General features: G+C 43.8%; 12 protein-coding genes. 5 read left to right on the top strand and 7 right to left on the bottom strand.

All coding sequences use genetic code 11. The features are described from left to right. Positions 1–18 precede the first annotated feature (18 nt). Positions 19–672, top strand: coding sequence for a PEP-CTERM sorting domain-containing protein (locus L4D78_RS22355; RefSeq protein ID WP_428468969.1), 654 nt, complete (start codon positions 19–21; stop codon positions 670–672). Positions 673–717: 45 nt separating this feature from the next. Here the strand turns inward: L4D78_RS22355 and L4D78_RS22350 are convergent, their stop codons facing one another. Beyond that, positions 718–1,902, bottom strand: a complete 1,185-nt coding sequence (locus tag L4D78_RS22350) for an MFS transporter (protein WP_428468968.1) — start codon at positions 1,900–1,902, stop codon at positions 718–720. Positions 1,903–1,986: 84 nt separating this feature from the next. Here L4D78_RS22350 and L4D78_RS22345 point away from each other — a divergent pair, with 84 nt between their 5' ends. Continuing rightward, entirely contained in the window at positions 1,987–2,913 is a 927-nt protein-coding gene (locus L4D78_RS22345) for a LysR family transcriptional regulator (RefSeq protein ID WP_428468967.1), read from the top strand. Here the strand turns inward: L4D78_RS22345 and L4D78_RS22340 are convergent. Further along, the gene (locus L4D78_RS22340; RefSeq protein ID WP_428468966.1) at positions 2,910–5,180 is read right to left on the bottom strand and encodes a cytochrome c3 family protein; all 2,271 of its coding nucleotides are present in this window, start codon (positions 5,178–5,180) and stop codon (positions 2,910–2,912) included. The genes L4D78_RS22345 and L4D78_RS22340 overlap by 4 nt on opposite strands. Before the next feature lie 219 nt (positions 5,181–5,399). Between L4D78_RS22340 and L4D78_RS22335 the strand changes: the two genes are divergently transcribed. Further along, the gene (locus tag L4D78_RS22335; RefSeq protein WP_428468965.1) at positions 5,400–6,122 is read left to right on the top strand and encodes a hypothetical protein; all 723 of its coding nucleotides are present in this window, start codon (positions 5,400–5,402) and stop codon (positions 6,120–6,122) included. Between the two features lie 59 nt (positions 6,123–6,181). Then, the gene (locus tag L4D78_RS22330; protein ID WP_428468964.1) at positions 6,182–7,075 is read left to right on the top strand and encodes a LysR substrate-binding domain-containing protein; all 894 of its coding nucleotides are present in this window, start codon (positions 6,182–6,184) and stop codon (positions 7,073–7,075) included. Positions 7,076–7,158: 83 nt separating this feature from the next. On the opposite strand, the gene L4D78_RS22325 is transcribed toward L4D78_RS22330, so the two are convergent. From L4D78_RS22325 to yidA, 4 genes are all read right to left on the bottom strand, one after another. After that, a complete protein-coding gene (locus tag L4D78_RS22325) occupies positions 7,159–8,130 on the bottom strand; it encodes a TAXI family TRAP transporter solute-binding subunit (RefSeq protein ID WP_428468963.1) in 972 nt (323 codons plus the stop codon). A gap of 46 nt (positions 8,131–8,176) precedes the next feature. After that, on the bottom strand, positions 8,177–9,052 hold the full coding sequence (locus tag L4D78_RS22320; RefSeq protein WP_428468962.1) for a beta-keto acid cleavage family enzyme: 876 nt from the start codon (positions 9,050–9,052) through the stop codon (positions 8,177–8,179). A 2-nt stretch (positions 9,053–9,054) separates the two neighbouring features. Then, positions 9,055–10,386, bottom strand: a complete 1,332-nt coding sequence (locus L4D78_RS22315; RefSeq protein WP_428468961.1) for an aspartate aminotransferase family protein — start codon at positions 10,384–10,386, stop codon at positions 9,055–9,057. Positions 10,387–10,533: 147 nt separating this feature from the next. Continuing rightward, complete coding sequence (yidA, locus tag L4D78_RS22310) at positions 10,534–11,343, bottom strand: sugar-phosphatase (RefSeq protein WP_428468960.1); 810 nt, start codon at positions 11,341–11,343, stop codon at positions 10,534–10,536. A gap of 412 nt (positions 11,344–11,755) precedes the next feature. Here yidA and L4D78_RS22305 point away from each other — a divergent pair, with 412 nt between their 5' ends. Further along, a complete protein-coding gene (locus tag L4D78_RS22305) occupies positions 11,756–14,203 on the top strand; it encodes a beta-N-acetylhexosaminidase (RefSeq protein WP_428468959.1) in 2,448 nt (815 codons plus the stop codon). Positions 14,204–14,313: 110 nt separating this feature from the next. Here the strand turns inward: L4D78_RS22305 and L4D78_RS22300 are convergent, their stop codons facing one another. After that, a complete protein-coding gene (locus L4D78_RS22300) occupies positions 14,314–15,549 on the bottom strand; it encodes a styrene monooxygenase/indole monooxygenase family protein (protein WP_428468958.1) in 1,236 nt (411 codons plus the stop codon). Between the last annotated feature and the right edge of the window lie 251 nt (positions 15,550–15,800).

Raw genomic sequence — 15,800 nt, 5'->3', positions numbered from 1 at the left:
TAAGAAGAGAAAGCAGTGATGAATGTCAAAAGGTCTATATTATTTGCGGCAATTTTGGCTACCAGTAGCGTCGCTAATGCAACAGTCATAACGAATTTAGAAGATGCTACAAACGGTGGTGGTTTCTTTGGTCAGTTAACGTTTGATAATAATGGTGCGAATACGGTTACAGTCACTGCTGATATTTCAGCCCCGATTAATGCTGGTATTACAAAGGGTGACATACTTGGACTTTGGTTTGATTTCTCAAATTTTGGTGTATTAACTGGTTCGCCAACCTTTGGGGGGAGTACGGCAGTTATCAGCTCTTTATTCAATGAAAATACGGTGGGTACCTCACTTGGTGGCAATGTAAATATAAATGGTAGTGGTGAGGATAATTGGGATTTAGCGGTAGAAGTCGGTCAAAACGGCGGAGCAGGAGGCTTTATCGAAACGCTGAGCTTTGACATTACCATTGCAGGTCTTGATGAAACGCAGTTTTCAGCTCAACGGGTTGGTATGCGTGTACAAAGCATCGAAGGAACAGATTTCAGCGCTGGCTCATCAAAACTCATAGGTCCTTCTGGAGACCCAAATAACACCCCTGTCCCAGAGCCTGCCAGTCTTTTACTTTTCCCTTTAGGTTTGATCGGAATGCGAGCGTTTAGGCGTAAAATATACTCTGCATAGCATTAATATTACTGAAATAGCCCACTTAATGAGTGGGCTTTTTTATTATGTTTTGATCGCATTACGTGCGCTTAAACGTTGCTGGCGTTGAACAGTTTTAGGCATAAGCAATAAGAGTATGGCTAAAATAAATGCCACAACGCTTCCCGCGATAAAGGCCGATTGAGTATCAGACGTTGTGAATAAGCGGCCAGCAATCGGTGAGATAAACTGCCCGAGGAAAAAGGCGGTAACAAAGCCCCCCATTAATTGTGGGCGATTGGCGGGTTCGCTTCGAGCAGCGATGCCTTTGTTCAGAGCGGGAAGGATAATGCCAAATCCTATACCCACAACACACCCTCCAACCGCCATACCAACCCATGTACCTGCCAATGCAATAAAAAGGTGGCCAATAGCGAAAGCCAGTGCGGCGAAAGCCATGACTTGGTATTCACTGATTTTTCCTGCAATTTTGGGTAGCAACATAGAAGAAAAGGCCGCAACAATACTAAACAGTGCTAGTGATAAGCCAATTTGAGTCGGGCGAGCGTCCAGCAATTCGGTGACAACAAATGGGTACATGACAGGGATCATGTAAAACAGCACCATCATCATGAAGCCAACGATATAAAAAGGGATGACTACGAGCCATTGTTGGCGCGAGATGATGACCTTCTCTTTATCGGGTTGCTTTGTAGTTGCTGGAACAATAAATACGGCGATGGCTGTTAAGGCAATGGCCAATAAGTAAAGCGAGAAAGGTAATCGCCAGTGTAAATCAGCCAAGTACCCACCGAAGCCAACGAATACGACCCCTCCCATATTCATCGCAACAGATTGATAAGCTATCAGCTTCTCTCTTCCTTGCCCTGAGCTAAGGTTAGATACCAAGGTTGCGCTTAATGTCATAATTACGGCAATAGACATGCCTAACGCAAAACGCCCTATTAGCAGTGCAGGCAAGCTGTCTAGCCAAAGTCCGGTACTTCCAGCAAGGCCATAGCCGAATAAGGAAAAAATAAATAATGGCTTAAGGCCGAATTTATACGTGAGTTTTCCAACAAACGGTGCGGTTACAACAACGGCTAGCGCAGGTAGAGTTAGCAATAACGACACAAGTTGAACATTATCAAACTGTGAATTTAGAGCGGGTAATGAAGGTCCAACTAGCGTACCTGCCATTACTGTTAGCGCACTTGTGGCTAATAGCAGTAGAACAATCGATAGCTTGGGAAAAGTATTTGGGGTCATGGCAATTCACTCTGACATATATTGACAATGATCATAATCACGATCCAATATGTGAACAAGAAGCCATAATGAGACGAATCGTTCATGAAATGGAACGCTAACGATATGCCTATATTTGTCGCCGTGATTGATAGCGGTGGTTTTTCTGCGGCAGCTAAAAAGCTTGAGATGCCAAAATCGACTATTAGCCGAAGTATAAGTCGGCTGGAAGCGGATTTGGATATACGTTTATTAGAGCGAAACTCGCGCAATTTACGTTTAACCAGCGAAGGCGAAAAGTTTTACCATCATTGCCAACTGGTTATTGAACAACTTGATGCAACACGAGCAACAATATCAGGCTTCAAGCAAGTACCGAGTGGTAGGTTATCGGTTTCTTTACCGACAGGGTTTAATTATGAATTTATCCAAGATCAACTGGGTCAATTCTTGGCAATGTACCCACAAATCCAACTCGATTTGAAGATATCGCAAACGCATTTAGATCTCTACACTGGCGACATTGACGTTGCTGTACAAATTGGCCCATTGCCGGATTCTGAATTAATCGCCATTCACCTATTAGATTCGCCACAAATATGGGTAACGTCACCACAGTACTTTGAGCAAAATGAAGGTGCATTACAGCCGTCACAGTTATCGCTCGATACTTTGCGACAACACTCAAAAATACAGCTACTTCACCCTCGGAAATACCATTTTAAACTACGTCATGATGGCAATGAATATACGATGTTCGAGCCACCGATGGCGCAATGTAACGATGCGCTAACGGTGAAGAAAGCGGTAATGACCGGCTGTGGCATTGCTGTTTTGCCTAAAGTACTTGTGCAAAGTGCAATCAATAAAAAAGAGCTGGTACAAATTGCTCATGCGTTTGAAATTATGCCTCAAACCGCTTTATATGCCGTTTATCCGAGTAATAAATATTTATCTGAAAAAACGCGGCTCTTTATTACTTTTTTGAAGCAAGCCATTAAAGATAATACTCAGTGGAACTACGTGCCCTAGTGCAAGCTATTTAAAACCTGCATAACTTGTGGTTCTTCGCCATGTGTTTTCACCCACTCAACCAGGTAGTCTTTTGCTAGGTTATCTTGCTTCTTCTTTTGCAGCGCGAGTGCATAGGTATAAGCAAAAACGGGGTGGGAGTAGTGTAAATTACTCGCTTTCTCCAAAGCAGAGAGTGCTAGCTCGAGCTGATTTTGCCGGATATATAACAGGCCAATGGCGTAGTGGTGACTGGCGTCGTTAGGCTCTTGCGTTATTGCTTTTTGCAATAAAGGTTCGGCAAGATGATCGCGTTGAGTTTGGCGGTAAAGCTCAGCAAGGTTTACCATTGCGGCTATAGAGTCATCGTCTAAGAGCAAAGCGTGTAGATAGGCTTTTTCTGCTTTCTTGAATGCATTATTGTTGAGGTGAAAATTTCCCAACATAATTTGGCTTTCGGGGAGATCAGCATTGAATTGGCTGTACTTGAGAAAGTCATGATTAAGCGAACGAACTTGCTCGGCATGATGGACATTTAACGACACAAGCGGCAATCCAGCAAGTTGACGTGCTATTTCAATTCTTATTGCTTTTTTCTCTTTCGGAAGTGTTGGGTTATCCAGCTTTTTCGACAGCATATTATAACGAACTTGTATTGGGTAAACGGCAAGCGATCGTATTGCCGCGAGCCTGATAATGGGCGACGTATTTGTTATTTCTGAGGCAATTATCTTGAGATTATCTTGATCTTGAGTGAAACGAATTAAGGCACTAGCACGGATAATGTCAGGTTGTTGTGCAGAGCTGGCGATATCGCTTAACCATTGTTTGGTTTCTGGTGTTTGGAAGACATAATTATCTGCGGCCTGAAAAGCGATGGCAAAGTGCTGAGGGTGATCATTGGTACCCCATTGCTTGATAAACTGTTGAGCTTGCTCTGGAGACCATTGTTGATGACATTGATTACACGCATTGGGTGCATTCACTTGTGCTGACAATACGGGACGTGGGATACGAAAACTGTGGTCTCGGCGCGTATCTACACCCATATAGGTAGTTTCTGTCATGTGACAGTTTACACACTGGCTACCTGCCGTATTTTCTTGGTGGTGATGGTGAGAGGTAGTATTGAATATTTCACGGTTATGGCACTGAGTACATAAGGCATTGCCTTCCGCTTTGAGGGCTGAGCTGTGAGGTTCATGGCAGTTACTGCACGTTACTCCTTCATGGTGCATTTTACTTTGGATAAATGAGCCCCAGACATATACCTCCTCGCGAATTTGACCGTCAGCATAATAGAGCGGTGATTCAATCAGGCTGAGGATGTAATTGTCGTTATAATCTAAATACGGGTCGGGTGTGGTTATTTCGCTGCGGCGAGAGTGGCAACTCGCACAGACTGTGTTTTGTTTATTCGCTGACCTTCCCTTACGCTTAAATGTACGGTACGCCGATGGGTTGTTTTCAGTTTGTTCTGCTGACCAAGTTCCTTCATCTTTAATACTGAATCCCCAGCCTTTGCTGGCTTCACGCGTTTGCTTTCTCTCCGATTTCTCACTCCAACGGAGATGATTTTTGCTATTGCCGTGGCAACTTTCACAACTGACATTTATTTCGCGCCATTGGCTTTTGTAGCTGTTTGAATTAGGTGAGTAGTGCTTTTCAACCTGAGTAGAATGACAAGCGGCACAGCGGCTGTTCCAGTTAAAATAGTTTTTTGTCCAATGCGGCTGGTTGTTATGCGATACAGCAGCGGGCATGTTGTTGGTATTATTGGCAGCACTTTGGTCTTCCGTGTTATGACCATGTGTCATGCTGGGATGTTCAGGATAAAGATGATACCAGCGTTGACCGCCTTCTGAGCTGGGGCGGCTATCCCACATAATGTTTAAAACTTGTTTTCGGCCATCGTCGAAATCGATCAAGTACTGCTGTAATGGGTACACCCCAAAGGTATAGCTAATGTTGAATGTTTCTTGCTTTCCTCTAGCGTTATCGGTGGTTACGAAAAACTGTTTACCTTTTTGGAAAAAGCGAGATTTGATGCCGTTATATTCAAAAGAGACATTGTTAAAATTACCTAGAACCGTTTCAGGTGTGGCTTTCGCCATTGCCTTGAAATGATGGCTTTGTTGCCATTGTTGATATTGTTCACTGTGGCAATTAACACATCGCTGGCTGGATGGGCTGGCACTTTGAATTTGTGCCGCAGAGAGTTGTAAGCTAGGAAAAAGTATGCCCCAAACAGTGATAAGAAAGATATGACAGTGTTTGAAACAATCCATTGCATCCACTCGTTATTATTATGCTTCTTATAGTGTAGTTGTAACCTCTTTCATCTAATGGTCATCGGTGAACGTTATTGTAATCTGTTGCAGAAGTAAGATTCGATCAAGTTAGCTGCCCTCAAAATCAGCCTCTTAACTATGATCTACATCATAAGCCCTTATCCAATTGGTTGAGAGTTTGACGACACTAAATTTACTATAATGACGTTGGTATTTATGACTGCGATGATATGTCCGATAGAGGCGCTTCCTGAAGATACAGTGAGTGATGCCCAATTGCGGCAGGCGATAGAAGCAAAGTTGGTAAAACAACTTATGGATAAAGACGTAGCAGCCAGCACCGCTGAGTTTTTAATGACGCATATTCTGACATGGCAAAGTGAACTATTACCGTTGCCACAAGCTGAGAGTATTTTGGCATTTGCATTTGGAAATCGAACGCTACCGAATGGCAACCAGCTTCCCGGGCCAATGAATGAGGCACTAGCGGATGCGGTTGTTGAAATATACCACCAAACACGTAAGCCAGTTTATGCTCAATGGGAAATTGCACAAGCGATAGACAAGCGAGTTCCGGAGCAGCATTTATTTGCTATTTACCCCCGTTTAACCGCGAAAGGTACGATAGATTACTTATGTACTAAAGGGGTTGCTGAACGCGCAGTAGAGCTTGCTGGTGGTATTGATAATATGGGTAAAACGGTGGTTGTTGGGTTCTATGAGCATAGTTTGCGTACCATTGATACTGCCAAAGAACTTGGGATCGATGCTTACGCGCCAGCAGGTATTGAGTTGCCGAATAACTATGATAAAAAATCAGGGCAGCAATGGACGCGGGATCACCTTACTTATGTGATGCACGAAATTAGAACAAGGGCGACGAATGAACGTGAAAGGTTGATTGGCCAGAAAAAAATATGTCCTAGCCACAAGCGTTGAATAATTGTGGCGAACAGCATAAATTAATACCTACTGTCTAATGGGATAAGGTATATGTTGTGCTCAAAGGAAGTGAGCTTCCCTCAATAAAAGCGTTGAGAACATTTATTGCAGTGGCTAACCATTTAAGTTTTTCAAAGGCTGCAAAAGAGCTTTTTGTCACTCAAGGTGCCGTTAGTAAACAAATCTCGGCGTTAGAGCAGCAGTTAGGGCTCCCTTTATTTGAAAGGCATTTGAATGGCATTCGTCTGTCAAGCATAGGGCAGCAGTACCTTCCTAAAATTGTTGAAGCACTTGAAAGCGTCCAAAATGCGACAGCCAGCTTACGTCAATTAGATCAAATTGAAGAAGTATTAACAGTAAATGTCACCCCGTCTTTTGCTAGCTTATGGCTCATTGAGGCCATAGATAGTTTCACTCAAGCGTATCCGAATATTCAAGTGAGCCTCAAGACCGGTGATGGCCCTGTGAATGATGTAAGTGGTGAAAACGATATTATTATTCGATGCTTACCCATTTCGAAACATTATGAGAATGCGACCTTAATGCACAAGGAGACACTGCTATTAGTGGGCTCTTCTGAGCTTTTAAGTAAGAAACCAATCACGAGTATGACTGACTTGAATAAGCATGTTCTTTTGCCGCAAGTTACGAGGCCTCACTTGTGGGAGCAGTTTAAAGCTACTTACCAACTAGACGGTAATATGGCATTTTATGGCGTGGGTTTCGAGCATTTTTATATGTCTTTAGAAGCGGTAAAAAACCACCGAGGGTTGTCATTATTACCCGATTTTATGGTGGAGCATTTGATTGAACAACAACAGTTAGTTAACCCTCTGCGTGCCACACTGGTTAGCCACTATGGCTATTATATGATTGCCCCTAAATATAAATTACATTCCAGAAAAGTGAGTGTGTTTAATCGATGGTTAAGTGAAACACTCTTACCGTGAAATACTTTGCCGTAACAAAGCAGGCAAACAAAACCCAACCAGAAGGCTGGGTTTTGAGTATTAGGGTGTTTTTTGTGTGTGGGTTACATTAAACCGATTTCTTTATAGTATTTCTTTGCGCCGTCATGCAGCGGAGCAGATAGCCCGTCTTTAACCATCTCTTCTTTTTTCAAGTTAGCAAAAGCGGGGTGGAGTTTTCTGAAATCGTCAAAGTTCTCAAAAACAGATTTAACGATGTTGTATACCACTTCATCAGGTACGGAGGTTGATGATACAAAGGTTGCACCCACACCAAATGTTGTTACGTTTTCCGCGTTACCTTTGTACATACCACCTGGGACTGTCGCGATACGGTAAAAGCTATTATCGGAAACCAGTTTTTCGACAGTTGGGCTGGCCACTGTTACGATTTTACTTTCACAAGATGTTGTTGCTTCTTTGATAGCACCACTTGGGTGTCCAACAGTATAAATCATGGCATCGATTTTATTATCACACAGTGCTTTTGACTGCTCTGACGCCTTTAATTCAGAGGCGAGTTTGAAGTCTTCATTCGTCCAACCATAGCGTGTCATTAAGACTTCCATGGTGCCACGTTGACCTGAACCGGGGTTACCGATGTTAACGCGCTTGCCTTTTAGATCTTCGAAGGTTTTGATCCCAGCATCGCTTCTGGCAACAATGGTGAAAGGTTCTGGGTGAATAGAGAAAACAGCACGTAAATCTTTAAATGCACCGCTTTTCTCAAATTTACTCGAGCCGTTATACGCGTGGTATTGCCAATCTGATTGAGCAATACCCAAATCAAGCTCACCCGCACGTATGGTGTTAATGTTGTAGATAGAGCCCCCCGTACTTTCAACCGAGCAGCGTATGTTGTGTTCTTTTTTACCTTTGTTTACTAGGCGGCAAATGGCACCACCTGTCGGATAATAAACGCCAGTTACACCACCTGTGCCTATCGTGACAAAGCGATCTGCAGCGTGAGATAAAGAGGCGGTACCCATTAGAAGCGCAGCTGTTGTTATTGTTAATAGTTTTTTTGTGTGTCTCATGGAAATCCTTTTTAAATGAGTTTACGGCTGGTTGTGTATAGCTTGTTTATGGACGCTTGCTCGCGATCAATCTTCTTCGGAAACTGTGGGCATCAAGAGTCTTGATGTTGAGATGTTCTGCGGTTGTTCGTAAATGAGTGACTTGGGCTGCATTGTTATGAGCCATAGTGCCTTGATGATTAAGATGATTATTTTCAAACCCTACTCTAATATCTGCCCCCATAAGCATAGCAGTGGTTAGGCAAAAGTGTTCATATTTACCAAAGGCACAAACTGCCCACCTTGTATTAATGTTTGGTAGGTGTGGTAAATAGGGCGATAGATCTTGTGGTGTGGCGACTTGTTGTTTGCTGTATCGGCCTAAGACAAAGAGTAGGTGGTGATTGCATGCGGGTAATATGTCTTGTTTGATGAATGATAAATACCGCTGCAGATCCTCGGCACTATATAAGATGTATTGTGCAATGATGTTTTCTTCTGCTACCCAGTGAAAAAATGCTGATGCATCGCTTAAATAATTGTCATTGGGGATCAATTCACTGAGGGCAAACGATGCAGCCTCAGGCTTGGTTTCTTTTATCAATGCTATTTGTTGATGGGGCAAATACTGGCCAATCGCTTCTGTCGTAAGCTGAACGATAATACTCTCACCCACTTTTTCTTTAAGTGATTGATATAGTTTAATGTTGTCTGAAATATCAAGTGAATGCTTTCCCTCATTATTGCGCGCATGCAGGTGTACCATTGCGGCCCCTGCATCACGGCATGCTATAACATCGTTGATAATCTCTTCGTTGGTAATAGGAAGTGCGGGGTGGTCTGAATGGCTTTTCCTCGCACCATTGGGTGCAACAATGATTGCAGCTTCATTTAAGGTGGTTTGATTTTCGGTCATTGGGTTTGCAATGGTGTGATTTGTCATGGCTACATCCAGTGAATAGAGGCGTCTAGAATGGCAGTTTTAAGCTTGCTAACCAGTTCATCAAGTTGGTGTTCTTCAATGATGAATGGTGGTGCTAGTAATATATGGTGACCACGCCTTCCATCAATTGTCCCAGCCATTGGATAGCACATTAAGCCGTTTTCCATCGCAACAGTTTTGATGGCACTATGTGCTTTAGAGTGGATGGGAAGTGGCTCTTTAGTTGTTTTGTCTGCGACTAACTCGATGCCAATAAATAGCCCTCGGCCTCGAATCTCACCAATATAAGGTAATGGCATCAAGGCTTGGTCTAGCTTGCGTTGAAGTTGATCTCCAAGTCTTTTAACACTGTTCAGAAGTTTGTCGTCAAGAATGGTATCGACAGTGGCAAGTGCGGCAGCACAGGCTATAGGGTGACCCATAAAGGTGTGACCATGCTGAAAGAAACCACTGCCATTGGCGATAGCATCATAAATTTTATCATTGACGATAGCCGCCCCAATGGGCTGGTAGCCTGCCCCTAAGCCTTTGGCGACAGTTACAATATCAGGTACGATCTCGTCTTGCTCAAACGCGTAAAATGTCCCTGTTCGGCCAATTCCGCACATCACTTCATCAAGGATCAGTAATACATTATAACGGTCGCAAATTTCTCGTATCCGTTTGAAGTAACCGCTTGTAGCTGGAAGAGCGCCAGCTGTTGCGCCAACCACGGGCTCTGCAATAAAGGCCATGACATAATCTGCACCAATTTCTAGGATTTTCTGTTCGAGTTCATTGGCGGTGCGCTCGCTGTATTGCTGTTCAGATTCCGTTTCAAGCTGATCACGATAAGCATAGCAAGGCGCGATATGATGGGTGGTTGTTAAGATGGGTTTAAATGGGTCACGCCGCCATTCGTTTCCTCCTACAGAGAGCGCACCTAATGTATTGCCGTGATAACTCTGGCGGCGCGCAATGAATTGATTTTTGTTTGGTTTGCCAGTTTCAACAAAATACTGGCGTGCCATTTTCAATGCCGCTTCTACCGCTTCTGAGCCACCACTAACAAAGTAGACATGATTTAACGTTGATGGTGCAAGATCCGCTAAGCGCTTGGCGAGCTGTTCAGCGCTGGTATTAGTGAAAAAGCCGGTGTGTGCGTAAGGAATAGCATCAAGTTGCTGTTTAATTGCCGTTTTAATTCGAGAGTGATTATGTCCTAAGTTAGAAACTGCTGCGCCTCCACAGCCGTCCAAGTAATATTTCCCTTTGTTGTCAATTAAATACACTCCATCTCCACCTGCAACAACAGGGAGTTTTGCGTGGCAGTGACGATGGAAAACGTTTGTCATGATGAGTTCCTGTAAGGACTAATAATGCTATTAGATTTGGGTATACAGGTATGTTTTACAAACGAAATAAAATCGAGGGGTATGAGAAAAAGGAATAGAGGTAAAAAGGCGAAGACTTTAACTTCGCCTTTCGTCAGCAAGCTACGGCTATTTATTTAAAATAAACTGCTCAATTACTTTGGCCACACCATCGTCATCGTTGCTAGCGGTAATGTGGTTGGCTAGGGCTTTGGTATCTTCAGTGGCGTTTTCCATTGCAACACCTAGGCCTGCGTATTCAATCATGTGGTGATCGTTACCCGCATCGCCCATACAAATCACTTCATCTGCGGTGACATTTAAGTATTCTGCGAGCATCGCAACGCCAGTACCTTTGTTGCTGTTCTTGTTCATAAATTCCAAGAAGAACGGGGCACTTTGAACAATAGTGTATTGTTCGTATAGCTCAGCAGGCAATTGCTCGATAGCGGCAGTAAGAATGCTTGGTTCTGCAACCATCATTACCTTAATGATTTCTTCATCGCTAGTTAACTCCGTGAAATCTACCACTGTAGTCTCAACACCGTTAATCTCTGATTCGTGTTGGGTGTAAGTGTTGTCTTCTGGGGTTATTAGACCGCGTTCAGGTGAGAAAGCGTGGACGAAAGTACCAAAATCGTTAGCGAGGCTCGCAATATTTTTAGCGTCGCTACCTTTCATAATTTGCTTACGGATAGCTGTTTTGCTTTCAACTTGTTGAACCAGTGATGCGTTATAGCTCAAGACATAGTCATTGTCTGTTAGCATCTCTAGCTCAGTCAGGTATTTCTCCATTCCTTCTAGTGGGCGACCAGAAGCTAAAACGACATGAACACCTTGTTCGCGTGCGGCTTGAATTGCTTGTTTGGTACGCGGTGAAATTTCTTTCTTTGAGTTAAGCAGCGTGCCATCCATATCTAGGGCAACCAATTTATACATGTGAACATCCATTCGTGAAAATTTTTAGAGCCGCTATTTTAATCACTTTTTGTGATCAACACGACACAATTTAATGATCTTGAGGTGACATGATTGTTCTACCTGACCTAAATCAATAACAGGTGGGAGTGATCTTATTTTGCGTAGAGATTTGATGGGATGGAATGCCTTAAATTTTGGGATAAAGGTATGATTTTTTGATATTTCTAACGATTTTTGTGCAGATCATGGTTATTTTATAACATCACTTAACCTATTGTTTATATTATCTATTGGTGTTTTTTTCTTTGTTTTTTGTTTGAAACTATCAAACATCTTCAATCCTTATGTGTCTTTCCTCACTGTTTAATTTGTTCTGCAAATTTAAAATTTACGTGATTTTATAAATATCCTCCTCGCTTAAGGAATGGTCATGAAGAAAAAAATCTTGTCTGCACTTGTTATGGGCGCAATATTATCGCCAGCGGTATTGGCTGGTGCGCCAAATACCGATTTAAACCTAATGCCATACCCGCATTCTGTTGAATTGAGTGAAGGCCGGGTGAATATCGACCATAACTTCAATATTTATCTTAAAGGCTTTTCCTCTGAGCGAGTAGATTTTACCGCGAAGCGCTTGTTAAAGCGGTTAGAGCGCCAGACGGGTGTGCCGATGCTCTCGCCAACGGCAGAAAGTGAAGCTGATGCGGTATTGGTTATCGACATTAAGCAACCGGCTAAGACTGAAGTGCAATCAATTGATGCTGACGAGTCTTACACGCTAACAGCAAAGGATGGCAAGATAGTTCTGACTTCTGAGCGTCCGTATGGTGCGATTCGTGGTATTGAAACTTTACTCCAACTTGTTGCGACTGACAGCAAAGGAAACTTTGTGCCAGAAGTTAGCATTGAAGATGAACCTCGATTCCCTTGGCGTGGTGTATCTTACGATACCTCTCGTCACTTTATTGAAGTGGATGTGATCAAGCGCCAGCTTGATGCGATGGCTTCAGCCAAACTGAACATTTTCCATTGGCATATTTGGGATGATCAGGCTATCCGTATCCAGCTAGATAGCTACCCTAAGTTGTGGCAGAAAACAGCCGATGGTGACTATTACAGCAAAGACGAAATTCGTGATGTTGTTGAATATGCTCGCAACCTAGGTATTCGCGTTATTCCTGAAATTTCTCTGCCAGGCCATGCTTCGGCAGTGGCCCACGCTTACCCAGAATTAATGTCGGGTGGCGAAGGACAAGCTTACCCGCATCAGCGCGAGTGGGGCGTATTTGTTCCACTAATGGATCCAACCAACCCAGAGCTGTATACCTTTTTAGGTAAGGTGTTTGACGAAGTGGTTGCGCTTTTCCCTGATGAATACTTCCATATCGGTGGTGATGAGCCAAATTATGCACAGTGGACTGATAGTGAAGAAATCCAACAATTTATTGCGGATAAAAAGTTAGACGGTAACCGTGGCTTACAGTCTTATTTGAACACCCAAGTTGAAAAAATGTTGGACGAACGCGGCAAGAAAGTCATGGGCTGGGATGAGATTTGGCATAAAGATCTACCAAAGTCGGTGGTTATTCAGAGCTGGCGTGGCCATGACAGTATTGGTCGAGCAGCCAAAGAAGGCTACCAAGGTATTCTATCGACAGGCTACTACTTAGATCAGCCTCAGCCAACCAGTTATCATTACCGTAATGATCCGATGCCAACGGGGATCACGGTTGATGACAAGCTACACGCAGGCGAGAAGTTCGCGGCTTATGAATGGTCGAAACCACGTACCAAGGGTGGCCCACGTTCTGGCTTGATCACCATCATTGAAGGCACTGATGGTGAGTTCCGTGCCTTTACTGATTACAACGGTAAATCGCGTGAAGAGGTGTATATCCTCGAATACGTGCCTGGGAAAGTGTTCCGTGGTCATTTCGATAACTTTATGTCTTACACTGAATTCAACTTGGCATTTGAAGGTGATGAGTTAGCGCAAGAAAGCTATCAGCTGATTGGTAACGTGCGTTGGCCGACCACTGGTAAATTGATTGCGGGTACAGCGCTTGAAGGTTCAGAAATTCCTGCACCTGATGGTGGTTATCCTGCTGAGCTAACTAAAGATGAGCAGTCATTGATCTTGGGTGGTGAAATCACAGTTTGGGCTGAAAACCTAGATTCAATGACGGTTGAAAATAGAATTTGGCCACGTAGCTATGCTATTGCTGAGCGTTTCTGGTCGAGTGAATCACTGACCGATGAAGACAGCATGTATAAGCGAATGAAAGCGGTTGATACTTGGTCTGAGATTTCGATGGGACTTCAGCATCACTTCAACGCTGATATTATGTATAAGCGTATTGCCAATGGTGCAGATGCTCAGCCGCTTATTATCCTAGCTCGTTATACCGAGCCGGCACAGTATTATGCGCGCAACTGGGAAAAATGGATTCAAACACCTAATCACGGTGACTTGTATAACCAGCATGAGCGCCTAAATCGCTTTGTTGATGCTTTGCCAGTTGAAAGCTATGCCGTGTACGACATGGAAGCGAACGTGAAGCTGGTTGCGAATGGCGATAAGCAAGCATTGGCGACATTGAAAACTCATTATGAAACCGTTCTAGCTGCTGCTAAAGCATCTGCGCCGATTTTTGCGAATAACATTGCCTCAGTGGATACCGTGATTGTTGCCGAGAAGACGGTAGAGGTGGCGAATATTGCCCTCCAGTTGATAGCTTTACATGAAGTTAACCGCCAACCGACGGAAGAGGAACATAAAGCGTTTAGTCAACAGTTAAGCGATGCCGCGAAGATTTACGATGAAGCGATTGTTGCTATCGTTAAACCGACAGAGATGCTACTTAATCTTGGCCGGTAAATAGCCGTTAACACGCCCTAGAGGGCGACAGTTAAAATAGCCGAAGCGCACCTTAACAGGTGCGCTTTTTGTTTGGTTAGCAGTAGTTAGCATTAAAGCGAGATCTATGATTAAGAGGTCGCCGCTAAACTTGCTAAATAACGGCTAGCTTCTTGTTCATCGGCAAACCATGGGAATAGGTCTTGTGGGTCATCAAACGCATTGGCGATACGGTCAGCGAGTACTTGATGCTGGCTTGCTGCGCCCAGTAGGTTGAGAACAAACTCGGGAGGTGGGGTTAGCATCATGTTAGTCCAGCGGGTGGCCCATTGAGCATGTTGCCAGCTCTGATCGAAAGTATCAGTCATCCACTGCGTATCAAACGGTTTATCTCCACGTTCAAGGATCCGTGATAGGTATACTTGAGCGGCTTTAGCTGCATTATTAGAGCCTTGACCTGTGATGGGATCATTAAGGCAAACAGCATCTGCCAATCCCAATACAGTACTTCCAGAGGGGAGTATTGCTGTTGGGTGGCGAACCGTTGGTGTCAGCTGACCATGGATAACTGCTTTTGCATCTGTAAGTGTCACAGCATTTACACGTTCGGCCTCCCAGGGTAGGTAGTGCTGTAAAAGCTGCTTGGCGGTTGTCAATCGCTGCTCCGGTGAATCGTCTGGCTTAAAGCAGTCCATCGGGCTGCCGGGGATAGCCTCAAAAAGCATGGCTTCACATGGCCCTGAACGGGATAGTACTGGCATAACAAAATATTCCCCTACACCGGGAATGACATTAAAGCTCACTTTACTGAGTTGGCAGTCTTGGTCGGGGTGGGAAACATACAATAATGAGAGGGAACGCTGTGGTTGGGTGAAATTCGTACGGCTGTCATCAGTCTTAAAGAGTTGTCCGATTTCACCTTTACCTGATGCAACAATGACTAAATCGCTCTCTGCTGCATAGTCGTCGAGTTCATGTTCGGTGATCTGCTTGAACTCAAGTAACCCGCCTTGCTGTGTGAACAGTGTCATCCAAGCTGGGAATTTGATCCGTTGATCGACAGATTGGGCAATATGCTCTAACTCTCCTTGCCATTCGATAGCCTTACTGCCTGGTGCGTCAGGTGCCGTGATACAAAGATTGATCGAACGAATTTCCGGACAAGTGTCCTGCCAGTTATCGAGTTTTAACTGGCGTTCGGCATTGAGGGCTGAATGAAACATGCATTGGGTCGACATAACATAGCCGTGCTCAATCTCTTTTGGCTGTTTATCAGTAACTAATTTGACGTGGTAGCCATGTTGTAGCAGCCCTATTCCGAGCTGAAGGCCAGCCTGACCGGCTCCGATAATCGTAATTTTTCTCATTGCTTTCCCTTGAACCATTATTATTTTTTAGCTGATGCTGTATCAGCATTGAAGGCTTACGTTAGTATGTAGTACGAGCGATCTGTATGCAATTAGGTTCATTTTGTGTATGGGAGGGATGTGATGTATCACTCAGGCTGATAGATATTAAATCTGCATTATTAGTTAAAATATATTTGATAATTGACATTGTATGCGAATTTAGCGATATTTTATGCTTAATCTTTAGCAGTAGATGAACAATTATAATG

It is taken from the genome of Photobacterium minamisatsumaniensis (assembly GCF_050336695.1).
GTDB classification, from domain to species: Bacteria; Pseudomonadota; Gammaproteobacteria; order Enterobacterales; family Vibrionaceae; genus Photobacterium; species Photobacterium minamisatsumaniensis.
This window is presented reverse-complemented; position numbering and strand designations above follow the sequence as displayed.